The sequence below is a fragment of the Actinoplanes oryzae genome (assembly GCF_030757795.1).
In the GTDB taxonomy this organism is placed as follows: Bacteria; Actinomycetota; Actinomycetes; order Mycobacteriales; family Micromonosporaceae; genus Actinoplanes.
This window is the reverse complement of record NZ_JAUQWH010000083.1, coordinates 17,087-37,598: the sequence shown is the minus strand read 5'-3', so window position 1 is coordinate 37,598 and position 20,512 is coordinate 17,087. Positions and strand designations below refer to the sequence as shown.

27 protein-coding genes are annotated in these 20,512 nt (G+C 70.8%); 14 read left to right on the top strand and 13 right to left on the bottom strand.

From position 1 onward, the window contains the following. Nucleotides 1-270: 270 nt before the first annotated feature. Genes RBH18_RS25105 through RBH18_RS25075 form a run of 7 tightly spaced genes read right to left on the bottom strand, consistent with a single transcriptional unit; the run spans nucleotide 271 to nucleotide 6,792 of the window. Nucleotides 271-1,080 (bottom strand): ABC transporter permease, encoded by an 810-nt coding sequence (locus tag RBH18_RS25105; RefSeq protein WP_306211976.1) that lies wholly within the window; start codon nucleotides 1,078-1,080, stop codon nucleotides 271-273. 10 nt (nucleotides 1,081-1,090) lie between these two features. Continuing rightward, nucleotides 1,091-1,843, bottom strand: coding sequence for an ABC transporter permease (locus RBH18_RS25100; protein WP_306211974.1), 753 nt, complete (start codon nucleotides 1,841-1,843; stop codon nucleotides 1,091-1,093). A 1-nt stretch (nucleotide 1,844) separates the two neighbouring features. Next, entirely contained in the window at nucleotides 1,845-2,765 is a 921-nt protein-coding gene (locus RBH18_RS25095; RefSeq protein WP_306211972.1) for an ABC transporter ATP-binding protein, read from the bottom strand. Nucleotides 2,766-2,800: 35 nt separating this feature from the next. Further along, nucleotides 2,801-3,322 carry a hypothetical protein gene (locus tag RBH18_RS25090; RefSeq protein WP_306211970.1) on the bottom strand — a complete coding sequence of 174 codons (522 nt, stop codon included), beginning with the start codon at nucleotides 3,320-3,322 and terminating at the stop codon, nucleotides 2,801-2,803. Then, nucleotides 3,319-5,172 carry a DNA primase gene (gene dnaG, locus RBH18_RS25085; RefSeq protein WP_306211968.1) on the bottom strand — a complete coding sequence of 618 codons (1,854 nt, stop codon included), beginning with the start codon at nucleotides 5,170-5,172 and terminating at the stop codon, nucleotides 3,319-3,321. The genes RBH18_RS25090 and dnaG overlap by 4 nt, the downstream gene beginning before the upstream one ends. A 2-nt stretch (nucleotides 5,173-5,174) precedes the next feature. Beyond that, nucleotides 5,175-6,428, bottom strand: a complete 1,254-nt coding sequence (locus tag RBH18_RS25080) for a deoxyguanosinetriphosphate triphosphohydrolase (RefSeq protein ID WP_306211966.1) — start codon at nucleotides 6,426-6,428, stop codon at nucleotides 5,175-5,177. A 10-nt stretch (nucleotides 6,429-6,438) separates the two neighbouring features. After that, nucleotides 6,439-6,792, bottom strand: coding sequence for a VOC family protein (locus tag RBH18_RS25075; RefSeq protein WP_306211964.1), 354 nt, complete (start codon nucleotides 6,790-6,792; stop codon nucleotides 6,439-6,441). A 187-nt stretch (nucleotides 6,793-6,979) separates the two neighbouring features. On the opposite strand from RBH18_RS25075, the gene RBH18_RS25070 reads away from it, so the two are divergent. From RBH18_RS25070 to RBH18_RS25040, 7 genes are all read left to right on the top strand, one after another. Next, complete coding sequence (locus RBH18_RS25070) at nucleotides 6,980-7,360, top strand: roadblock/LC7 domain-containing protein (RefSeq protein WP_306211962.1); 381 nt, start codon at nucleotides 6,980-6,982, stop codon at nucleotides 7,358-7,360. Nucleotides 7,361-7,369: 9 nt separating this feature from the next. After that, entirely contained in the window at nucleotides 7,370-8,428 is a 1,059-nt protein-coding gene (locus tag RBH18_RS25065; RefSeq protein ID WP_306211960.1) for an ADAM 12 protein, read from the top strand. 37 nt (nucleotides 8,429-8,465) lie between these two features. Next, nucleotides 8,466-8,933, top strand: coding sequence for a roadblock/LC7 domain-containing protein (locus tag RBH18_RS25060; RefSeq protein WP_305788744.1), 468 nt, complete (start codon nucleotides 8,466-8,468; stop codon nucleotides 8,931-8,933). A 32-nt stretch (nucleotides 8,934-8,965) separates the two neighbouring features. Next, a complete protein-coding gene (locus tag RBH18_RS25055; protein ID WP_306211957.1) occupies nucleotides 8,966-9,337 on the top strand; it encodes a hypothetical protein in 372 nt (123 codons plus the stop codon). 128 nt (nucleotides 9,338-9,465) lie between these two features. Further along, nucleotides 9,466-10,581 (top strand): hypothetical protein, encoded by a 1,116-nt coding sequence (locus RBH18_RS25050; protein WP_306211955.1) that lies wholly within the window; start codon nucleotides 9,466-9,468, stop codon nucleotides 10,579-10,581. Between the two features lie 74 nt (nucleotides 10,582-10,655). Next, on the top strand, nucleotides 10,656-11,423 hold the full coding sequence (locus RBH18_RS25045; RefSeq protein ID WP_306211953.1) for a hypothetical protein: 768 nt from the start codon (nucleotides 10,656-10,658) through the stop codon (nucleotides 11,421-11,423). 55 nt (nucleotides 11,424-11,478) lie between these two features. Next, nucleotides 11,479-12,069 (top strand): HIT family protein, encoded by a 591-nt coding sequence (locus RBH18_RS25040; protein ID WP_306211951.1) that lies wholly within the window; start codon nucleotides 11,479-11,481, stop codon nucleotides 12,067-12,069. Here RBH18_RS25040 and dusB read toward each other — a convergent pair. Next, nucleotides 12,066-13,211: a tRNA dihydrouridine synthase DusB gene (gene dusB, locus RBH18_RS25035; protein ID WP_372338981.1), complete on the bottom strand. Its 1,146-nt coding sequence runs from the start codon at nucleotides 13,209-13,211 to the stop codon at nucleotides 12,066-12,068. The two genes, RBH18_RS25040 and dusB, sit on opposite strands and share 4 nt — an antisense overlap. A gap of 26 nt (nucleotides 13,212-13,237) precedes the next feature. Between dusB and RBH18_RS25030 the strand changes: the two genes are divergently transcribed. Further along, on the top strand, nucleotides 13,238-13,720 hold the full coding sequence (locus RBH18_RS25030) for an XdhC family protein (protein ID WP_306211948.1): 483 nt from the start codon (nucleotides 13,238-13,240) through the stop codon (nucleotides 13,718-13,720). Between the two features lie 8 nt (nucleotides 13,721-13,728). Here the strand turns inward: RBH18_RS25030 and RBH18_RS25025 are convergent, their stop codons facing one another. From RBH18_RS25025 to RBH18_RS25005, 5 genes are all read right to left on the bottom strand, one after another. Next, a complete protein-coding gene (locus RBH18_RS25025; RefSeq protein ID WP_306211946.1) occupies nucleotides 13,729-14,001 on the bottom strand; it encodes a Txe/YoeB family addiction module toxin in 273 nt (90 codons plus the stop codon). Continuing rightward, nucleotides 13,998-14,291: a type II toxin-antitoxin system Phd/YefM family antitoxin gene (locus tag RBH18_RS25020; protein WP_306211944.1), complete on the bottom strand. Its 294-nt coding sequence runs from the start codon at nucleotides 14,289-14,291 to the stop codon at nucleotides 13,998-14,000. The genes RBH18_RS25025 and RBH18_RS25020 overlap by 4 nt, the downstream gene beginning before the upstream one ends. Nucleotides 14,292-14,507: 216 nt before the next feature. Beyond that, nucleotides 14,508-15,887, bottom strand: coding sequence for a glycine--tRNA ligase (locus tag RBH18_RS25015; protein ID WP_306211942.1), 1,380 nt, complete (start codon nucleotides 15,885-15,887; stop codon nucleotides 14,508-14,510). A 62-nt stretch (nucleotides 15,888-15,949) separates the two neighbouring features. Then, nucleotides 15,950-16,444 carry a hypothetical protein gene (locus RBH18_RS25010; protein ID WP_306211939.1) on the bottom strand — a complete coding sequence of 165 codons (495 nt, stop codon included), beginning with the start codon at nucleotides 16,442-16,444 and terminating at the stop codon, nucleotides 15,950-15,952. Nucleotides 16,445-16,460: 16 nt separating this feature from the next. Continuing rightward, nucleotides 16,461-16,802: an antibiotic biosynthesis monooxygenase family protein gene (locus RBH18_RS25005; protein WP_306211937.1), complete on the bottom strand. Its 342-nt coding sequence runs from the start codon at nucleotides 16,800-16,802 to the stop codon at nucleotides 16,461-16,463. A gap of 33 nt (nucleotides 16,803-16,835) precedes the next feature. Here RBH18_RS25005 and RBH18_RS25000 point away from each other — a divergent pair, with 33 nt between their 5' ends. The 6 genes from RBH18_RS25000 to RBH18_RS24975 are packed head-to-tail and all read left to right on the top strand — an operon-like array spanning nucleotide 16,836 to nucleotide 20,490. Further along, nucleotides 16,836-17,102: a hypothetical protein gene (locus tag RBH18_RS25000; protein WP_306211935.1), complete on the top strand. Its 267-nt coding sequence runs from the start codon at nucleotides 16,836-16,838 to the stop codon at nucleotides 17,100-17,102. Between the two features lie 53 nt (nucleotides 17,103-17,155). Beyond that, nucleotides 17,156-18,073 (top strand): metal ABC transporter substrate-binding protein, encoded by a 918-nt coding sequence (locus tag RBH18_RS24995; protein WP_306211933.1) that lies wholly within the window; start codon nucleotides 17,156-17,158, stop codon nucleotides 18,071-18,073. Then, nucleotides 18,061-18,870, top strand: coding sequence for a metal ABC transporter ATP-binding protein (locus RBH18_RS24990; RefSeq protein ID WP_306211930.1), 810 nt, complete (start codon nucleotides 18,061-18,063; stop codon nucleotides 18,868-18,870). The genes RBH18_RS24995 and RBH18_RS24990 overlap by 13 nt, the downstream gene beginning before the upstream one ends. Nucleotides 18,871-18,893: 23 nt before the next feature. Further along, nucleotides 18,894-19,772 (top strand): metal ABC transporter permease, encoded by an 879-nt coding sequence (locus RBH18_RS24985; protein ID WP_306211928.1) that lies wholly within the window; start codon nucleotides 18,894-18,896, stop codon nucleotides 19,770-19,772. Next, a complete protein-coding gene (locus RBH18_RS24980) occupies nucleotides 19,769-20,086 on the top strand; it encodes an ArsR/SmtB family transcription factor (RefSeq protein WP_306211926.1) in 318 nt (105 codons plus the stop codon). The genes RBH18_RS24985 and RBH18_RS24980 overlap by 4 nt, the downstream gene beginning before the upstream one ends. Next, complete coding sequence (locus tag RBH18_RS24975; protein ID WP_306211924.1) at nucleotides 20,083-20,490, top strand: Fur family transcriptional regulator; 408 nt, start codon at nucleotides 20,083-20,085, stop codon at nucleotides 20,488-20,490. Before RBH18_RS24980 ends, RBH18_RS24975 begins: the two co-directional genes overlap by 4 nt. Nucleotides 20,491-20,512: the final 22 nt, after the last annotated feature.

The window sequence follows — 20,512 nt, the reverse complement described above, 5'->3', positions numbered from 1 at the left end:
CACAGTCGCGGCATCCCGTCGACGAGGGCGAGGCAGCCCATGCTCTCCGACACCGCGCCCCGCTTCCTCGCCGGCCGGCAACCGCTCCGCCCGCGCGGCGACCGCTGTCCTCAGCGGCAACTCCGGCGACCGTTGTTTTCAACGGCAACTCCCCGCATCACCGCCGCGATGTCGTCGGCGGCGGGCGACCCGTACCCGGAAAGCGAACGCGCCCCCCCTGCTCCAGAGGATGCGCGATTCGCGAGGTGCTCAAGGGAGGGCAGCCGACGGCTACTTCAGCAGGAGCTTGCCCATCCGGCGGCCGGCGGCCAGGAGGCCCACGACCAGCAGCACGAGCAGGTAGCCCACGTCGAGCAGGTTCGTCCAGCTCACGCCGCCCAGAGTGAGGGCGCGGATCAGGTGCACCGCGCGGTAGAGCGGCGTCACCTCGATCACCCATTGCAGCACGGCCGGATAGGCGGTGGCGGGGACGAAGGTGCCCGAGAACAGGAAGAGGGCGAACTGGACCGAGGAGATGAGGTCGAAGTCCTGCCAGCTGGTCATGAAGGTGGACAGGGCCATGCCCAGCGCCCCGAAGGTGAAGCCGACCAGGACGGTGGCGGCGAGGGCGGTCAGGGCTCGGGCCGGGGTGGTCAGATCCATGGCGATCATCAGGGCGAGGAACGCCGCCGCGTAGATCGTGCCGCGGAGCATGGCCCAGACGAGCTCGCCCAGCGCGATCTCGAGGGGGCGGATCGGGGTGGCGAGGATGCCGTCGTAGAGCTTCTGGTACTTCATCTTGCCGAAGAAGTTGAACGTGGTCTCCGCGAGCGCCCCGGTCATCGCCGAGGACGCCAGCATGGCCGGGGCCACGAACTCGGCGTAGCCGACCGTGCGGCCGTCGGCCAGGGTCAGGTCGCCGATCAGCGCGCCCACGCCCACGCCGATGGAGAGCAGATAGAGCACCGGCTCGAGCAGGCCGCTGGCCACCACGATCCAGTAGGCGCCGCGCAGGGTCGCCGCGTTGCGCTCGATCATCGTGGCCGAGCGGCGGGCCGGGCCGCCGGGGGCGAGGAGCCGGGGCAGGACCAGGGTCACCATCGATCGCTCCTCACACCACGAGCCGGCGGCTGAACTGGCGCAGCGCGAGCAGCCGGCCGCCGGCCGCCCACGCCGCCAGGTAGGTCACGTGCACGAGGGCCGGCCACGCGGGCGCCACGCCGAGGGTCGCCGCCCGGCTCAGGTCGACCGCGTGCCAGAGCGGGAACGCGTAGGCGATCCACTCCAGCACCGCGGGCAGCGACTCCACCGGGAAGAAGACGCCCGAGAAGAGCGTCATCGGGATCAGCCCGACCCGGAACAGGATCGACAGGTAGCTGTCCGAGGTGACGGCCGCCGCGTACGCGAACGAGGGTGTCGCCACGGCGAGCCCGACCAGGGCCGCGACCGGCAGCGTGGCGAGCGCCCACCAGGAGTGCAGCGTGCCGAACGCGGCCGCGATCGCCAGGAACGCCCCGGCGCTCATCAGCACGCGGACCACGACGAAGAGCAGGTTGCCGTCGAGGATGGCGCGCACCCCGGGCGGGGCGGCGGCCTGCGCGAAATAGCGCTTGTTCCACTCGAAGCTCGCCAGCACCGGCCACGTGGCGTCGGCGATCGCCACCTGCACCGCGGTCGAGGCGATCAGGCCGGGCACCATCCAGTCGAGATAGGGCACGCCGGCGACGCCGCCGGTGACATAGGCACCGACGCCCACCCCGAAGCCGAGCATGGTCAGCAGCGGCAGCACGAAGGACGAGATCACGCTGGATCGCCACACCCGCAGGTACGCCACCCAGTGGTACTCGAGGATCGCCAGCGTCATGTCAGTCCACCAGCGTCCGGCCGGTCAGGTGCAGGAAGACGTCCTCCAGGCTGCTGCGCCGCACGAGCACCCCGGCCGGGTTCAGCGCCCGCCGCTGCACCTCGGCCACCGCCTCGTCGCCGTCCGCGGCATAGACCAGCACCCGGTCGGGCAGCACCTCGACCCGCTCCCCCACGCCCTCGAGCTTCGAGGCGAACGGCTCCTGCGACTCCGCGGCGAACCGCAGCTCCACCACCTCGCGCGTCGAATATCGCTCGATGAGCGCGCGCGGCGAGCCCTCGGCGACGATCCGGCCGCCGTCCATGACCACGAGCCGGTCGCACAGCTGCTCGGCCTCGTCCATGTAGTGCGTGGTCAGCACCAGCGTCACGCCCTGCTGCTTGAGCCGGAACAGCCGCTCCCACACCAGGTGCCGCGCCTGCGGGTCGAGCCCGGTGGTGGGCTCGTCGAGAAGCACGATCTCCGGCTCGTTGACCAGCGCGCGGGCGATCGTCAGCCGCCTTTTCATGCCGCCGGACAGCGGCTCGACCTTGGCGTCGGCCCGCTCGGTGAGCTGCACGAACTCCAGCAGCTCGTCGGCCCGCTGCCGGGCCACCCGGCGCGGGATGCCGAAGAACCGCGCATACGTCGTGAGGTTTTCCCGGACGCTCAGCTCGGCGTCCAGATTGTCCAGCTGCGGGCACACGCCCAGCCGCGCCCGGATGGCCGGCCCGTCGCGGCGCGGGTCCATGCCGAGGATGCTCAGCTCGCCGTCGCTGGGCGGCGACACGCAGCCGATCATGCGCATGGTCGAGCTTTTCCCCGCCCCGTTGGGACCCAGGAATCCGAACGCCTCCCCGGCGCGCACCTCGACGTCGATGCCGTCGACCGCCGTGAAGTCGCCGAACCGTTTGACCAGCCCACGAGCCCGAATGAGTGCCACGGGAGGAACCTAGCCCGGGGGTACGACAGAAATCTTCACGCCGGCGGCGCGGTCGCCTCCTGCGCCGACGCCACCAGCTGATCCGTCGCCTCCACGATCGGCTCGGCGTCGACGGCCGTACGAGCGTCGTAGCGCACCGACCACGACAGCCCGTCCCTGCCGCTCACCCGGCGCGCGACCACACGCACGCCGCCGTTGGGCGGGAGCGGATGATGCGACGTGTACGCCACCGACCGCGTGACCCTCGTGCGGACATGATCGGGCAGCTCGCCCGGCTCCAGCAGCAGATAACCGGTCACCGGCCCGTCGGCCAGCACGTCGTAGCCCGGCCGCTCCTCCGCGACGACGGCCGGTGTGACGTGCAGCTCCCGCCCCGACCACGTCGCCTTGTGGATCTCATGCCAGCCGAGAAAGCCGCCGGGCAGCCACAGCCCCCGGTTGGTGGCCACGACCACCTGCTCGTCGGCGAGCGCAGCCCAGGCCAGCACCCGCTCGTCGGCGGTCAGGGGTGGCCGCTTGCCGGCGGGCAGCTTCGGGCGGCGGCGGAAAATGCTCACAGGGCACCTGCTGCCTGGTCACGCAGCGCGCGGGCGTGCTGCTCCAGCGAGAAGAGCTCGCCGGCGAGGGCGAGGTATTCGTCCTTGTGCGCGACCGGGTTCAGCCGCTGCACCTTCGACTTGAGGTCCTTGATCCGGGTGGTCACCGAGCCCACCTGCAGCCGGGCGAGGGTGATCTGGACGTAGCGCAGGTCCGGCTCGCCACCGTCCACGTAGACCTCCTCGACCGCCAGCTCCCCGATCAGCGCCTTGCCGCCCAGATCGTCGCACGCGTCGCGGACCGCCTCGATCCACACCACGCCGCCGGTCGAGCTCGCCGTGCCCCCCGCGGCCGCGATCGCCTGCCGGACGGCGCGCAGCACCGGGTCGGCGTAGGCCTCGGTCTCGATCGCGTCGAACATCGGGCCGGCGAGCACCGGATATTGCAGGGCCAGCTTGAGGGTCTCCCGCTCCACCCGGCGCTGCGGGCTCTCCGCCTGCCGGCGCTGCGTGGCCTGCGGGGCGTCCGGCGCCGACGCCTGCGCGACGGCCCGCTGCACCGGCTCCAGCTCCATCCCGAGGTCGCCGGCGAGCTTCCTCGCGTACTCCGGGCGCTTCTCCCTGTCCTTGATCTTGGCCACGAGCGGCGCGGCGCGGCGCATGGCCTCGACCCGGCCCTCGACGGTGTCCAGATCGAAGCGGGCGATCGTGTGCCGCAGCGCGAAGTCGACCAGCGGCTCGCGCCCGGCGATCATGTCGCGCACGGCGAGGTCGCCCTTGGCCAGGCGCAGCTCGCACGGGTCCATGTTGTCGGGCGAGACCGCGATGAAGGTACGCCCGACGAACCGCTGATCCTCCTCGAACGCCCGCAGCGCCGCCTTCTGCCCGGCCGCGTCCCCGTCGAACGTGTAGATGATCTCGCCGGTGAAGCTGTCGCTGTCCATGAGCAGGCGGCGCAGCACCCCGATGTGGTCGACGCCGAACGCCGTCCCGCAGGTGGCCACGGCCGTGGGCTCGCCGGCCTCGTGGCAGGCCATCACGTCGGTGTAGCCCTCGACGATCACCGCCCGGCCGCGCTTCGCGATCTCCCGCTTGGCGTGGTCGATGCCGTAGAGCACGTGCGACTTCTTGTAGAGCGGCGACTCGGGCGTGTTGAGGTATTTCGGGCCGTCGTCGTCGTCGAACAGCTTGCGCGCCCCGAAGCCGATCACCTCGCCGGTCAGGTCGCGGATCGGCCACAGCAGCCGCCGCCGGAAACGGTCGATCAGCGAGCCCGACCGGGCCTCCTTCGCGAGCCCGCCGGTGACCAGCTCGTCGCGGGTGAAGCCCTTCTGCAGCAGGTGCTTGCTCAGGTGGTCCCACGCGTCGGGGGCGAAGCCGCAGCCGTAGCGCTCGGCGGCGTCGCGCCCGAAGCCGCGCTGGGCGAGGAACTCGCGGGCCTTGCGCGCCCCCGCCTTGCTCAGCTGGTCACGGTAGAAGTCGGCGGCCGCCGCGTGCGCCAGGAGCAGCCGCTGCTTCTGCCCCGCCTGGTGCTGCCGCTCCCGGCCACCGTTGCGGTTGACGTCCTCCTCGTAGCGCAGCTGGATGCCGGCCCGGGTCGCCAGCCGCTCGAGCGCCTCCACGAACGTCAGGTGCTCGGCATCCATCAGGAACTTGATCGCGTCGCCGCCGGCCCCGCAGCCGAAGCAGAAATAGACGTTGCGGGCGGGCGCGACGTTGAACGACGGGCTCTTCTCGTCGTGGAAGGGGCACAGCCCCTTGAGGTTGCCGCCGCCCGCCGAGCGCAGCGTCACTGTCTCGCTGATGATGTCCGCGATCGAGGTCCGGTCGCGGACCAGCGCGATGTCCTCGTCCTTGACCCTGCCCGCCACCGCTACATACTGCCTCGCGACCCCGGCGGGTTGCCACGAGGGTGGTCCACGAGCGTCCGGTGCCACGCGACCGCCGCGTGGTCGGTCAGCGAGGCGACCTGGTCCACCACCACGCGCAGCCGCGCGGCGTCGCCGGCGGCTGTGTCCCACATCTCCGCGAACATCGGGTCGAGCACCGCGGGGGCCCGGTCGCACAACGCCGCGACGAGGGTGGTGAGGATCTCGCGCTGCCGCTCGTACCGCTGGGCGGCGCCGTCGGCCCGCATCACGTAGCGCAATGCCATGCCCTTCAGCAGGGCACACTGATTACGCACCGTACGCGGCACGATCAGATCGGCGGCGTACCGGCGCATCGGCTCGGTGCCGTAGCGGCTGGTCGTGGCGCCGACCGCCGAGGCGACGAAGCGACCGGTCAGCACGCTCGTCATCCGCTTGAGGGCGATCTGGGCGGCCGCCGTGCCGTCGTAGTCCGCGGCGGCGATCACCAGAGGGTCGGCGAGCAGCGACTCCAGCGCGTCGCCCAGCGCGCCGGGGGACTCGTCCGAGTAGGTGGCGGCCACGTCGGCGCACAGCTCGGCACGCTCGTCCGCGTCGGCGAGCAGCGGAGCCAGGCGCAGATAGCCGCCGTGGATGCCGTCCTCGACGTCGTGCACCGAGTAGGCGACGTCGTCCGCCCAGTCCATGACCTGCGCCTCGAGGCACTTGCGCTCGCCCTCGGGCGCCGTGGCGCGCAGCCAGGTGAAAACCGGGACGTCGTCGGCGTACACCCCGAACTTGCGGCCGGAGGGCCGGCGCTGCCAGGGGTATTTGCTGCACGCGTCGAGCGATGCCCGGGTCAGGTTGAGACCCGCGCCCGGGACCTTGGCCTCCAGCCGGGTCAGCACGCGCAGCGTCTGCGCGTTGCCCTCGAAGCCGCCGCACGGCCCGGCGACCACATCGAGCGCGTCCTCGCCATTGTGCCCGAAGGGCGGGTGACCCAGGTCGTGGGCGAGCCCGGCGACGTCGACCACGTCGGGGTCGCAGCCGAGCCGGGCGCCCATCTCGCGGGAGATCTGGGCGACCTCCAGCGAGTGGGTGAGGCGGGTGCGCAGGAAGTCGTCGGACCCGGCGGTGTGCACCTGGGTCTTGGCCGCGAGCCGGCGGAACCCGGCGGAGTGCAGCACACGGGCCCGGTCCCGCTCGAACTGGGTGCGCCCGTAGCCGCTGTCCTTCGCCGGCTCGGCGACCCAGCGGGCGGCGTCGCCGGGATCCGTCATGATCCTCAGGTTACGGCTTGCGCGAGGAGAGCACGCAGAACTCGTTGCCTTCGGGGTCGGCCAGCACCACCCAGCTCACGTCGTGCTGGCCGATGTCGACCGGGCGCGCCCCCATGTCGACCAGCCGCTCGACCTCGGCCTCCTGGTCCTCCGGGCGCAGGTCGATGTGCAGCCTGTTCTTGACCGCCTTGGCATCGGGCGACACCGCGAACAGCAGCCCGGGCAGCGTGTCGGGGGTGCGCCGGATCTCCACCTCACCGGGCTCCTCGTGGACGATCCGGTAGCCCAGGGCTTCCGCCCACCAGCGGGCGAGCCGGGCAGGGTCCTCCGCGTCGACGACGACCTGTTCCCAGGTGCTTGGCATAGGGCACAACCTCCATCGAAAGTGACGATCATGTTACGCGGAGACGGCCATGAGCGGTACGAACCGCATCGAGGGACATGACGCACACACAGTCCGACGCGAGATCACAGCGTGGCCGCAGGATGGCCCATTGTGACGGCGGGGCAAGCAAGATCCCGCACCCGTGATACCTCGGCTGAGGAGTGACGTGCCCGGGGTCGAGAACTGTCTGCAGGAGGCCATGGCGATCCCCGGCGCGATCGGGGCCAGCATCGTCGACTACACCACCGGCCATCCGGTCGCCACGACCGGGGCCGCACCCAACGAGGACCACGAGGCCGCGGCGGCCGGCACCGCGGACGTCGTCCAGGCGGCGCAGAGCCGCTCCCTGTTCGTCTCGGCGGTTCCCCACGACCTGCTCGAGGACCTGATCATCACGACCGCGGGGGGCTACCACCTGCTGCGGCTCGTCCGGACCGACTTCGACAGCCGGCTGGTGCTCTACGTGTGGCTGGACCGGCTGCGCGGCAACCTCGCCGTGGCCCGGCGCCGCATGCAGACGCTGGCCGACGAACTCACGACCCGTTAGGAGCCCATCGTGTCCCCCGCCGTCGCACCCTCGCGCCTGTTCACGCAGGCGGCCCGCGACGGACGCACCGGCGCCCTGCTGGTCGGTGGCGCGCCGGGCGGCACGGTCTACCTGGTGGAGGGCGCGGTCACGTACGCCGAGTCGGCCGCCGCCCCCGGCGTCGGCGAGCTGCTGACCGTCTCCGGGCGGCTGGCGGCGCGGACCTGGGAGGCGGCCCTGGACGCCGGCGCGGGCCGGGGCGCCGTGGGTCACCTGCTGCTGGCCCAGGGCCACCTCACGCAGGGCGAGCTGGAGCTGTGCGTGCTCGGGGCGGCCTACGACGCGGCGTACTTCGCGCTGTGCCGGCCCGACGCCCCCGCCGAGTTCCGCGACGACGTGCGGCACTGGCTGGGCGACGTGGTGCGGATCGACCCCGGCGCCCTGACCCGGGAGTCGCGGCGGCGCGCCAAGCTGGTCGAGGAGGTTTTCCCGGACTCCCGGCTCGACACCGCCCCGGTGATCCCGGTCACCCGGGCGCCGCGGGAACGCATCAGCCTGGCCGCCGCGCAGTGGGAGCTGCTGGTGCACGCGGACGGGCAGCGCACGCCCGCGGATTTGGCGCAGCTGCTGGGCCGCGCCGGCTACGCGACCGTGCTCGAGCTGCGCCGGATGGCGGCCCTCGGCCTGATCGAGGCGCCTCCGCCCGCGACCCAGGACAACCCCGATTTCGTACGCCTCCCCCGCGCGCACGGCGAGGCGGTGGACCGCGTACGTCCCGCCGTGCCGCCCGCGTCGGAGGCGCCGACCGTACCCATCGTGACCGTGCCCTCCTCGGGCGCGCCTCCTCCCGTACCCGCGCCCGCAGCCGAGGTCGCAGCCGCAGCCGCAGCCGAGCCCGCACCCGCACCGGCTGCCGTCGCCGTGGTGCCGGCTCAGGTCACGCCGGAGACCCGGCCGCCGCGGCTCGCCCGCCGAAAACCCGGGGCGCGGCTGCCCAAGGAGATCGCCGCCGAGCCGCCGGAGCCGCACCCCGGCGCCGACGAAGTCCTGCTGAAACGCATCCGTACGGCCCTGCGGGCGCTGCGATGACCCGCGCACCCCCACCCCGCGAGAGGAGAGACCCCCGATGACGGTGGACCAGGCGGTCCTGGCCGAGCTCGCCAACCTGCGCCACAGGCTGCCCGAGCTGTCCGGCAGCGTCCTCGCCACCACCGACGGCATGGTGGTGGCGCACGACGCGCACGGGATCGAACCCGACAGCCTGGCCGCCCTCGCCGCCGCCCACCTCGCCCTCGCCCGGCGCTTCGCCCACGCCGTCAACCACGGCGAGCTGCGCGAATCGGTGGTCGAGTGCGACGGCGGATACATCACGTCCTACACCGCGGGGCCGAACGCCCTGCTCACCCTCGTCACCTCCGGCGACGCCAACCTGGCGATGGTGCACCTCGAGGCCCGCCGCGCCGTCCGCCGGCTGGCCCGCGTGCTCGTCCTGGAGCCCGCGGCGCCCGTGCGGCCGGAGATCCCCGCCCAGCCCGGCCCCCTCGCCCGGCGCACCCCCATGGCCACCCTGCAGAACGCGATCCGGGGCCACTGACCCCACCTGTTGATTCGAAAGGAACTCACCCCATGCCCGACATGGACACCGCCCTCAAAGAGATCATGGACATCGACGGCTGCATCGGCGTCGCCCTGGTCGACCACACGAGCGGCATGGCCCTCGGCACGGCCGGCGGCGGCAAGGAGATCGACCTCACGGTCGCCGCGGCGGGCAACACCGACGTGGTCCGCGCCAAGCTCCGCGCGATGGAGATGCTCAACATCGGCGAGAAGATCGAGGACATCCTCATCACCCTCGACAGCCAGTACCACATGATCCGCCCGCTCACGAGCCGCTCCGGCAAGGGCCTCTTCCTGTACGTCGCCCTGCGCCGCGACCGCTCCAACCTGGCCATGGCGCGCCACCAGCTCAAGCGCATCGAATCCGATCTCGACGTCTGAGCACGATCATGCGTCGTGTGTACCAGGCGGGATGGTGAAGGCCGTCTCGCCTGGTCATGGCCCTGAGGTTGTGCTCTGACGCGCTTGATGCGAGCCTCGGCTGCATCGGCGATGCATCGGGGTGGCGAGTGACGTCTGTCGAAAGCATTCAGGCAATTCTGAACAGATGGGGCAACAGCTTCGGTGGGAGCGCGGAAATCCCACTGTTGCGGATAGGTCTTCAGTACGCGGGAGACAACGGCAAGGCAGCGCATTCCGTGGTTCTCTACGAGCAGGCCGCTTCTGAGCTCAGTCATCTGTTGGACCTCGACAGCCGCGCCCGCTTGGGTCATCTCCCGGCTCCCACTGACCTCATGGACCTACTCGTCCACGCTGCGCTTCGCTTGCGCCACCTGGAGAACCAGCGCGGACACAACGCCGAGCCTGAGCATCCGCGGTTGCAGGCACGGATCGCGGGAACGCTCCGTCAGTTGCTGCAAGCCGCGGAGGCATTGCTCACCGAGCATGACGCGCCTTCCTCGCTAGGCCCGTCCATCACTGCACTCAGCGACAGGGAACGAGCGGCTTTGCCCGCGGCACCGTACAACCTGCCCGGCCGCGAGTCGCCGACCCTGGCGGACCAGTTCCTGCTCACCGTCCTGCCCGGCCGGTACACCAGCACGGTCCATGTCCGGATCTATCGGCCCGCCGACCGACCACCCGTTGTCGTCCTCGGCGAGTTGACGGACTACCACTCACCCGGATTTGTCGAGTCGCCTGCGAAATTCTTCGACGACGTCCGGGACAGACTTCCGGCGCTCGTCGCCGAGGATCCCGCATGGGTCCATGCACTGCCGACCGACTATGTGGCGTTCACGCAACGGCACATGAGCCGGGTAGGCGCTGAACTAGGCGAACTCAGACAAGGGCTGATTCGCCTGGTCGTCAACGAAGCTCCTGGCTCCGTGAAACTTCGCTTGCTGACCCGGGCCGAGCTGCACTCAATGGCAGACGGCCCGGTTCGTCAGTGGCACGCGGCTGATTACAACGCCGGCACACTGACGGGTTGGGGCGTGCGGACCGTCGACTCAGTCGGCGGAAGCCGACTGAGGACGCGACAGACCATCACGATCGTCTTCCGTTGCCGCCGGTTCGGCTGCGACGAAATCTTCGCCCGGGTTCTGCGGGCGGCCGCCGAGGCGAGATGTCCCCGCTGCGGATCGACCAAGATGCAACCCGTCCGCGTGATCGGAACTGACGAGTGAGCGCCGGCGGCGACGTGAGGAAGTATCTCTACTGGTCCGAGCGCCGGATATCCGGGATCGCCAGGGACGGCGGCTTGACGATCGACCGGTCCGGCTCCACAAAGCTCAAGTCGCCCACCGGGCCATTTCTCCCGGCAGTCGAAGTGGATCGGCCCAGGAGGCCACCCCACCGGGACGACATAGCGGATCGGATCGAGAGGTACCTTTCCGGGAACACCGTCCGCGAGTTCGTGACTCCCCCTCCGGTCCGCTTCGCCGCCGGCTGCGGAACTCTCACTTTCGCGCAATTCGTGAATTTCGGCCGGATCGAGCAGATTGTCGCGATCTTCACCGAAGTGATTGCGCCTGACGGTCTCCGCACCGCCATCTGCATGTTCGGCAGTTTGGACAATCTCGCTGACGTCATCGTTGCGGCACCGACAGCGGATACCGGTTGGTCCTCGTCCGCGGCACCAGAGGTCTTCGCTTTCATCAACTCGGCGGGACGCGATCTCGGGCGCGACAAGAGCCGCGAGGAGATCGCCGAGGATGCCGTCACGCTTTTGCTCGGTCAAGGAGGAGACGAAGACAAACCGGCGAAACGCGGCTTCACCTATGGTCACATCGGCGACACCGGCGAATGGCTGCTTGAGGCCTACCTCGACGTTGAATTCGCAACGAACGAGTACGGGTACGACCGCATCGTCATCGGCGCCCCGTTGTGGATCCGCACCCCCACCCCGCAGGCTCTCGTCCTTTACGCGGATGCCGCTTCGAAGAACGAGCCCGTCGCTCCTCCCTTCCGCAGGGATGAGGCATCGTTCCCTGCCACGCGAAAGAATCAGTGGTGGCGGTGGTGGTGAACCATGGGGTGCCAGGACGGTCGGCGGGGCCGTCACGATAAGGCAAGATGTCGCGATGACCGACCGTTTTCTGCGTCACCTGCCGATCGGGGAGCGCCCGGCGTTCTCCGCCGAGGGCATGCCGGGCTGGGAGATCTTTCCGTTCGAGGGCGAGCTGACCGTCAAGGTCCTCGGGGAGCCGAAGCTGCCCGAGCCGCCCCGCAACGGCGCCGCCGGGAGGCCGTGCTTCATCTGCCAGGATCCGGGGGCGCAACGGATCTGGGCCGACGAGCACTGGCTCGTGCGGCACGCCGGCGGGCCGACGGCCGTACCGGTGACGGTGTTGCTCTCCCCGATCGAGCATCATGACCTGGGTGACCTGCCCGCCGCGCGGGCCGCGGAGATCGGCCCGCTCATGCAGCGGATCGAGCGGGCCATCGAGGCGCTGGGCGGCATCGGGCGCGTGCACCAGGCCAAGTGGGGCGACGGCGCCGAGCACCTGCACCTGTGGTTCTTCGGGCGGCCGGCGGGCATGATGCAGCTCCGCGGCTCGTGCCTGACGATCTGGGACGACGTGCTGCCCAAGCAGGACGAGGCCGCTTGGCGCACAGTGCTGAGCGAGCTCGCCGCGAATTTGGCCGCCGAGGGCGGCACCGCTTACGTCTAGCCTCCGCTGTTCTCCATCTCGGCGCCCTCGGGGACGGTGTCGTCGTCGCGGCTGTCGAGCCAGCCGTAGGGCAGCGACACCTTGCCGGGGGCGTTGATGCGGCCGCGGGGCTGGCCCAGCGACTCGCGCGGGAACGGGACGTCGGGGTCGAGCTGGGCGAGCAGATCGTCGAGCTCGGCCAGCGACTTGACCATGGCCAGCGAACGGCGGAGGTCGCCGCCGACCGGGAAGCCCTTCAGGTACCACGCCACGTGCTTGCGGAAGTCGGCGCAGCCGTGCCGCTCGTCCTCGAGGGCCTGCACGAGCAGGTGCGCGTGGCGGGACATGATGGCCGCCACCTCGCCGAGCGTCGGCAGCTCCTGGGTGGCGACCCCGGTGGTGAACGCCGCCTGCAGGTCCTTGAAGAGCCACGGCCGGCCCAGGCAGCCCCGGCCCACGACCACGCCGTCGACGCCGGTGTGCTCGACCATCCGCATCGCGTCGGAGGCCTCCCAGATGTCGCCGTTGCCCAGCACCGGCACGTCGAGGGCCTGCTTGAGCGTGGCGATCGCGTCCCAGTCGGCCTGCCCCGAATAGCGCTGCTCGGCCGTCCGCGCGTGCAGGGCCACCGCGGCGACGCCGGCCTCCTGGGCGATCAGGCCGGCCTCGACGTACGTCAGGTGCTCGTCGTCGATGCCCTTGCGCATCTTGATCGTGACGGGGATGCCGTAGGGCTCGGCGGCGGCCACGGCCTGCCGCACGATCCGCCCGAACAGCTTGCGCCGCCACGGCAGCGCGCTGCCCCCGCCCCGGCGGGTCACCTTGGGCACCGGGCACCCGAAGTTGAGGTCGATGTGGTCGGCGAGATTGCCCTCGGCGACCATGTGCACGGCCTTCGCCGTCACGTCGGGATCGACGCCGTAGAGCTGGAGGCTCCGGAAATCCTCGTCCGGCCCGAACTCGATCATCTTGAGCGTCTTGGGGATCCGCTCCACCAGCGCCCGCGTCGTGATCATCTCGCACACGTAGACCCCGCCGCCCTGCTCACGGCAGAGCGACCGAAACGCGACATTCGTGATGCCGGCCATCGGCGCGAGCACCACGGGAGGGGACGCCTGATGCTTCCCGAGCGTCAGCGGCTTGAGGGCGAGTGCGGAAGTCACGCCGTCGAGCATGGCACAGTCTTTCCGTGGACCCCCAACAGAGCCCTCGTCACCTGGTCGCCGTCTTCGAGTCCCCCGTCGCCGAGGCCCTGCTGCGTCTGGCCCTGGACGCCGGCTTCCGCACCACCCTGGTCGAGCCCGACCCGACCAACCTCCGGGGCACCCCCCGCCCCCACGGCGACACCTTCGTGAGCGACCTGTCCGCCGCCGGAGTGACCGACCACACCGACATCGTCCTCACCGACCACCACCGCCCCGAGATCGGCACCGTCCTGCAGGCGGCCCTCGCCACCCCGGCCCGCTGGATCGGCATCATCGGCAACCCGAACAAGGAGGGCCCGCACATCGCCGCCCTGCGCGACCTGGGCGTGCCGGACGAGGAGATCGCCCGCGTCCACCGCCCGATCGGCCTCAACATCGGCAGCCGCACCCCCGCCGAGATCGCCATCGCCACGGTCGCCGGCCTGATCGCCGACCGCAACAACCGCCCCGGCGGCTTCACCTTCTGACCGACGGGTCACTTGTCGTCGTAGTGGCCGAAGCAGGCGGCGATCCAGAGTTCGTCTCCGCGCACCTGATAGACGAGACGGTGCTCGTGGTCGATGCGTCGTGACGACCAACCGGACAGCGTCCCGCTCAGCTTCTCCGGCTTTCCGATGCCGATGCCGAAGGGGTCGCGCCGCACGTCGGCAACCAACTTCCCGATCCGGCGGGCCATTTTCGGGTCACGTCCGAGCCAGCCGACGAAGTCGTCCCAAGCGTGCGGACTGAAAACGACGCGAAGGCTCATGCAGCGTCCTTGGCGGCGGGGTCCTTCCCCGTCGCCAAGGCTTCGGACAGCGGGCGCTCAGTCCCCTGGCCCGCCTCCAGTTGAGCGATGCTCTCCAGCAGCCGGCGGGCGTTCGAAGGGGATCCCAGCACATGCAATGTCTCGCGCATGCTGTTCCACTCGTCCAGTGAGACGATGACGACGGCCTTGCCACCGCTTCGCGGGACCACGCATTCCTCGGCGTCATCGATCACCGCGTCGACCACGGCGGCCAGATTCTTGCGCAGGTCACTGATGGTGAGGACCTTCATTTGATCCAACTCCCCTGGTACGTCGGAACGTACCTGAGAGCGTACGCCTGAGCAGGAGGGCGTCACCTGCTCAGCGGGTCGGCCTGCGGCCGTGGAGAGTGTCATGCAGCCAGCTTACGCACGACTACCTGTGCGCAGCCGTCTCATGGCTCTTGCGCATGGCAGCGCCGGGATCGATTACCCGGAGGCAGGCGATCCCGGCGCGGGGTGGTGTCGTCAGCAGCCGGGGAGGCGCTTGATCAGGTAGTCCTCGATCTGGTCGAGGGCGACCCGCTCCTGCTTCATCGTGTCGCGGTCGCGGACGGTCACCGCGTCGTCGGTGAGGGTGTCGAAGTCGACCGTGACGCAGAAGGGGGTGCCGATCTCGTCCTGGCGGCGGTAGCGGCGGCCGATGGCCTGGGAGTCGTCGAACTCGACCATCCAGCGCTTGCGGAGGGTCTCGGCGAGGCCGCGGGCCTTGGGCGACAGGTCGGGGTTGCGGGACAGCGGCAGGACCGCGACCTTGATGGGGGCGAGGCGCGGGTCGAAGCGCATGACCGTGCGCTTGTCGACGCCGCCCTTGGTGTTGGGGGCCTCGTCCTCGTCGTAGGCCTCCAGCAGGAAGGCCAGGACCGCGCGGGTGAGGCCGGCGGCCGGCTCGATCACGTACGGCGTCCAGCGCTCCTGCTTCTCCTGGTCGAAGTAGGACAGGTCGACGCCGGAGTGCTTCGAGTGGGTGGAGAGGTCGAAGTCGGTGCGGTTGGCGATGCCCTCGAGCTCGGAGAACTCGGTGCCGCCGAACTGGAACCTGTACTCGATGTCGACCGTGCGCTTGGAGTAGTGCGACAGCTTCTCGGCCGGGTGCTCGAAGAAGCGCAGGTTGCTCTCCGAGAGGCCGAGGTCGCGGTACCAGTTCCAGCGCTGCTCGAGCCAGTACTCGTGCCACTTCTCGTCGCTGCCGGGCTCGACGAAGAACTCCATCTCCATCTGCTCGAACTCGCGCGTGCGGAAGATGAAGTTGCCCGGGGTGATCTCGTTGCGGAAGCTCTTGCCGACCTGGGCGATGCCGAAGGGCGGCTTCTTGCGGGCCGCGGTCGCCACGTTGTTGTAGTTGACGAAGATGCCCTGGGCGGTCTCGGGGCGCAGGTAGTGCAGGCCCTCGGCGCTCTCGGTGGGGCCGAGGTAGGTCTTCATCAGCCCGTTGAACATCTTGGGCTCGGTGAAGGTGCCCTTGTTGCCGCAGTTGGGGCAGTTGAGCTCGCCCAGCGAGGCGGGCGGGGCGCCGTGCTTGGCCTCCCACGCCTCCTCGAGGTGGTCCGCGCGGAAGCGCTTGTGGCACGACTGGCACTCGGTCAGCGGGTCGACGAAGGCCTCGATGTGGCCGGACGCGGTCCAGACCTCGCGGGCGAGGATGACGGCGGAGTCGAGGCCGACGATGTCGTCGCGCTGCTGGACCATCGTCTTCCACCACTGCTGGCGGACGTTGTCCTTGAGCGCCACGCCCAGCGGACCGTAGTCCCACGCCGAGCGGGTGCCTCCGTAGATCTCGCTGGAGGGGAAGACGAAGCCCCGGCGCTTGGCCAGGCTGACGACGGCGTCGATGCGGTCGGCGGGCATGTTCCTCCTACGCCGGCTGGAGGTCGGCGAGAATCGAGAAGACTGGGGACGAAATGAGGAGATTACTCCTCGAGACTGCACACTTCGAATCCGCCGGTGCTGGTGTCCTGCTCCAGGTTGGCGCGCAGCCGGGCGGTCGAGCCGTCGGCGTAGGTGACGTCGACCGGCGCGGTCACCTGTGTGGCGAGGCTGATGTCGCCGACCTCCCAGGCGGTGATCCGGGGCTGCTGCTTGACGCGCTCGGTGAATTCCGGCTCGCTCACCGAGGCCCGGGCGGAGTCGCACAGCCCCTCGTACGCCTCCGAGTAGTTGCCGTCGCGCAGCGCGCCGAGGTACTCACCGACGACCTTGTCCGCCTGCTCGTTGAACGCGCTCTGGGCCACGGTGCCGAAGCCGATGAGCGCGATCAGCCCGACGACGCCGATCAGCACGAACGCGCCGATGCCCAGGCCCAGCCCGAGCCCCACGCGCCGGCCACGCCCCTCGACCGGAGGCGCCGGGAAGGGCGGCTGCACACCGGGGCCGGGCGGCGGCGGCGAGACGGACGGAGCGGTCATGCTTCCAGCCTACGGCTCAGCGCCACGGATTTGCGGCCCGGTCGCTGGCCACGACGGTCACCGACTCCCCCGGCCCGGCCGCCGCCAGGGTCTCGAAGGCGGACGGCTCGTCGAGCGACTCGCTCAGCAACGGGGTCGCGTGGACCTTCACGTCGAAGCCGCCGAGCGCGCGCCGGTAGGCTCCCACGGACTCCCACTCGGTGACGAGGGTCCAGTGCGTGGGGTCGTCCAGCGCGCGGGTGAGCCGGCCCGAGGTGTAACCGGTGCTCGCGGCGAGGGCGGCCAGGGCGGCGTGCGCCCGTCCGGCGAAGGACTCCTGGGCTTCGGGCGGGACGACGAAGCGGTTGAGCACCAGCATGCCGTGAGCCTACGCACACCTTCAGGAGCCGACGTGACGACGCCCCCGCAGGGAAACTTCCTCAGCCGGCTGGCCACGGTGAACCCGACGACCGCGTTCATCGTGGCGCTGGCGATGTTCCTCGGCGGCCTCTTCCTGCCCGGGATCATCGGCGCGGCGCTGCTGTTCCTGCTCGGGCTCGGCCTCGCGGCGCTGACCTTCACGACCTGGCCGATCCAGTCGGTGCCGGTCCGGGTGATCCGCGGCATCCTGCTGGCGATGCTCTTCGGGGCGGCGATCACAAAGGCGATCGCGGAGTGATCTCACTCATGCGCTTTTGACAATCATTACCATGTCCGGGGACAGTAGGTGGTATGCCCCCGGTCCTGAGCAAGCTCGCCGCCGCGGCAGCGCTGCTGCTGCTCGGCGGTTGCGCGGCCCAGGCCGGCGCGAGCGAGAGGGGCACGGAGGTCGTCACGGCCTTCTACCCGCTGCAATATCTTGCCCAGCGCATCGGCGGATCGGACGTCACTGTCACCGATCTCACCAAGCCCGGCGCCGAGCCGCACGATCTCGAGCTGAGCCCGCGCCAGGTCGGCCGGATCGTCGACGCGGACCTCGTCGTCTACCTCGACGGCTTCCAGCCCGCCGTGGATCAGGCCGTCGCCCAGGAGGCACAGGGCCGCGCGTTCGACGTGGGCACGGCGGTCGCGCTGCTGCCGGCCGAGGAGCACGACCACGAGCCCGGCGAGGAGGAGCACGCCGAGGCCGGCGAGGGCGCCGACCCGCACGTGTGGCTCGATCCCGTGCGCTACGCCACGATCGCGGACGCCCTGGCCGCACAGATCGCCAAGAGGGACGCCGCACACGCCACGGTCTACGCGCAGCGTGCCGCTCAGGTGAAGACGGAGCTCGAAGCCCTGGACGCTGAGTACCAGGCGAAGCTGAGCAGCTGCGAGCGGCGCGAGATCGTGACGAGCCACGCGGCGTTCCACTACCTGGCCGACCGCTACGGCCTGACCGAGGTCGGCATCACCGGCATCTCCCCCGAGGCGGAGCCCTCCCCGCAGCGCCTCGCCCACGTCGCCGAGGAGGCGAGAGCCACGGGAACCACGACCATCTTCTTCGAGACCCTGGTCAGTCCGAAGGTCGCCGACACGATCGCGGAGGAGGTCGGCGCGCGGACGGCCGTGCTGGATCCGCTCGAGGGCGCCGAGGACGGCGAGGACTACTTCACGATCATGCGCGCCAACCTCACGGCGCTCACCACGGCTCTCGGATGTGCCTCGTGAGCGTGGTCGGCGTGCGGCACGCGGCGGTCGCGTACGGCGGTCGGACGGTCCTGCGGGACGTCTCGATCACCGTGGAGCAGGGCCAGGTGATGGCCATTCTCGGGGCGAACGGCTCGGGCAAGTCGACGCTGGTGCGCACGATCCTCGGCCTGGTCCCGCTGGCGGGTGGCGAGATCGACCTCTTCGGTACGCCCCAGCGCCGCTTCCGCGAGTGGGCCCGCATCGGCTACGTCCCCCAGCGGCTGGGCGCCGGCAGCGGCGTGCCCGCCACGGTGGGCGAGGTCGTCGCGTCGGGCCGGCTGGCTCGCCGGGGCATCTTCCGTCCGGCGCGCGCGGCCGACAAGGAGGCCGTCCGCGCCGCGCTCGAGGACGTCGCCCTGCTCGACCGGATCAACGACCCGGTGGCCACGCTCTCCGGCGGCCAGCAGCAGCGCACCCTGATCGCCCGGGCGCTCGCGGGCCGCCCCGACCTGCTGGTGCTCGACGAGCCGACGGCCGGGGTCGACGCGGCGAGCCAGGAGGCCTTCGCCGGGGTGCTCGGCCGCTTCGCCGCGCGCGGCGGCACGATCCTGCTGGTCGCCCACGAGCTGGGCCCGATCCAGCCCCTCATCGGCACGGCCGTCGTCGTCCACGACGGCCGCATCGCGTACGAGGGCGGCGTCCCGCAGCCCGCCGGCCACCACGCCGACCCGGCCCACGACCACGTCCACCCGCACGCGCAGCCGGAGCAACCCGCCATCTGCGTCGCCCCCACCGACAGAATGCCCCCGTCCAACCACCCCGCCGCCACCCTCTGACCGGACTGAAGGCCTATTCGATCATGGACCTCTTCCAGTACGAGTTCATGCTCCGAGCCCTCGCCGGCGCCCTGGTCATCGGGCTCACCGCCCCGGCGCTCGGCATCTACCTGGTGCAGCGGCGGCTGTCGCTGATCGGCGACGGCATCGGCCACGTGGCCCTCACCGGCGTGGGCGTCGGGCTGCTCTTCCAGCAGTCGCCCGTGCTCACCGCCGTGATCGTGTCGATCCTCGGCGCGGTCGGGGTCGAGCTGGTCCGCCAGCGCGGCCGGACGAGCGGCGACCTGGCGCTGGCGCTGCTGTTCTACGGCGGCATCGCGGGCGGCGTCGTCCTCGTCGGACTCTCCGACAGTACGAGCGCCAACCTCACCCAGTTCCTCTTCGGCTCGCTGACGACCACCTCCCGCCAGGACCTGATCGTGATCACGGTGCTCGGCGTGGCGGTCCTGACGGCGATGCTCGCGTTGCGGCCGGCGCTGTTCGCGGTCTGCAACGACGAGGAGTACGCGCGCGTCTCGGGGCTCCCCGTCCGTACCCTCAATCTGTTGCTCGCCGTGACCACGGCCGTGACCGTGACGATCGCCATGCGCACCGTCGGGGTCCTGCTCGTCAGCGCCCTGATGGTCGTGCCGGTCGCCGCGGCGCAGCAGGTCACCCGCGGGTTCCGCACCACGATGGCGGCCGCCATGGCGATCGGCCTGGGGGCCGCGGCGGTGGGCGTGACGGTCTCCGGCGAGCTGGACACCGCGCCGGGTGCGACCATCGTCATCCTGGCCATCGCCGCGTTCCTCGCGATCACCGTGGGGGCCGGGACGTGGCGGCTGCTGCGCCGGCGGATCCCCGCGGAGCGCGAGCACGCCGGCCCACCGGAGGTCGTCCTGCAGGAGGTGAGCGCGCGGTGAGTGCGAACACAGTGCCCGGCCGGGCGACGGGCTACGAGGCGTACGAGGCCGCGGGCGAACTGCTCCGCGCCCTCTCCGCGCCGATCCGCGTGGCCATCGTGGCGGAGCTGGGCGAGGGCGAGCGCTGCGTGCACGAGCTGGTGGAGAAGCTCGGGGCGCCGCAGCCGCTCGTGTCGCAGCATCTGCGGGTGCTGCGCGGCGCCGGCGTGGTGCGGGGTGCCCGCCGCGGCCGCGAAATCGCATACTCACTGGTGGACGACCACGTCGCGCACATCGTCGCGGACGCGGTGACCCACGCGAGGGAGGCGTCATGAGCAGCGAAGAGACAACGGTTGTCCGCAACACGCGGCAGCGCAGCGCCGTGCGTGAGGTGCTCGACCGGTGCGAGGGCTTCCGCAGCGCCCAGGACCTGCACGCGATCCTGCGCGACGCCGGCGAGAAGGTCGGGCTGACCACGGTCTACCGGACGTTGCAGGGGCTGGCCGACGCCGGCGAGATCGACGTCATGCGCCCGCCGGGCGGCGAGCACCTCTACCGCCGGTGCAGCCAGGGGCATCACCATCACCTGGTGTGCCGCTCCTGCGGCCGTACCGTCGAGGTGGAAGGCCCGGCCGTGGAGAGCTGGACCGAGAGGATCGCCCGGGAGAACGGTTTCGTCGACGTCGCCCACACCCTGGAGATCTTCGGCACCTGCGAGGAGTGCGTCGCCAAGCGCTAGGTGGAAGGCTGACCGGCGTGAA

What these genes read in the sequence shown, in the direction of transcription:
- RBH18_RS25105 (WP_306211976.1), bottom strand. Translation starts at nt 1,080, where the DNA reads ATGGTGACCCTGGTCCTGCCCCGGCTCCTCGCCCCCGGCGGCCCGGCC.
- RBH18_RS25100 (WP_306211974.1), bottom strand. Translation starts at nt 1,843, where the DNA reads ATGACGCTGGCGATCCTCGAGTACCACTGGGTGGCGTACCTGCGGGTG.
- RBH18_RS25080 (WP_306211966.1), bottom strand. Translation starts at nt 6,428, where the DNA reads ATGACGGATCCCGGCGACGCCGCCCGCTGGGTCGCCGAGCCGGCGAAG.
- RBH18_RS25075 (WP_306211964.1), bottom strand. Translation starts at nt 6,792, where the DNA reads ATGCCAAGCACCTGGGAACAGGTCGTCGTCGACGCGGAGGACCCTGCC.
- RBH18_RS25060 (WP_305788744.1), top strand. Translation starts at nt 8,466, where the DNA reads ATGACGGTGGACCAGGCGGTCCTGGCCGAGCTCGCCAACCTGCGCCAC.
- RBH18_RS25055 (WP_306211957.1), top strand. Translation starts at nt 8,966, where the DNA reads ATGCCCGACATGGACACCGCCCTCAAAGAGATCATGGACATCGACGGC.
- RBH18_RS25040 (WP_306211951.1), top strand. Translation starts at nt 11,479, where the DNA reads ATGACCGACCGTTTTCTGCGTCACCTGCCGATCGGGGAGCGCCCGGCG.
- RBH18_RS25025 (WP_306211946.1), bottom strand. Translation starts at nt 14,001, where the DNA reads ATGAGCCTTCGCGTCGTTTTCAGTCCGCACGCTTGGGACGACTTCGTC.
- RBH18_RS25020 (WP_306211944.1), bottom strand. Translation starts at nt 14,291, where the DNA reads ATGAAGGTCCTCACCATCAGTGACCTGCGCAAGAATCTGGCCGCCGTG.
- RBH18_RS25015 (WP_306211942.1), bottom strand. Translation starts at nt 15,887, where the DNA reads ATGCCCGCCGACCGCATCGACGCCGTCGTCAGCCTGGCCAAGCGCCGG.
- RBH18_RS25010 (WP_306211939.1), bottom strand. Translation starts at nt 16,444, where the DNA reads ATGACCGCTCCGTCCGTCTCGCCGCCGCCGCCCGGCCCCGGTGTGCAG.
- RBH18_RS25005 (WP_306211937.1), bottom strand. Translation starts at nt 16,802, where the DNA reads ATGCTGGTGCTCAACCGCTTCGTCGTCCCGCCCGAAGCCCAGGAGTCC.
- RBH18_RS24995 (WP_306211933.1), top strand. Translation starts at nt 17,156, where the DNA reads ATGCCCCCGGTCCTGAGCAAGCTCGCCGCCGCGGCAGCGCTGCTGCTG.
- RBH18_RS24990 (WP_306211930.1), top strand. Translation starts at nt 18,061, where the DNA reads ATGTGCCTCGTGAGCGTGGTCGGCGTGCGGCACGCGGCGGTCGCGTAC.
- RBH18_RS24985 (WP_306211928.1), top strand. Translation starts at nt 18,894, where the DNA reads ATGGACCTCTTCCAGTACGAGTTCATGCTCCGAGCCCTCGCCGGCGCC.
- RBH18_RS24975 (WP_306211924.1), top strand. Translation starts at nt 20,083, where the DNA reads ATGAGCAGCGAAGAGACAACGGTTGTCCGCAACACGCGGCAGCGCAGC.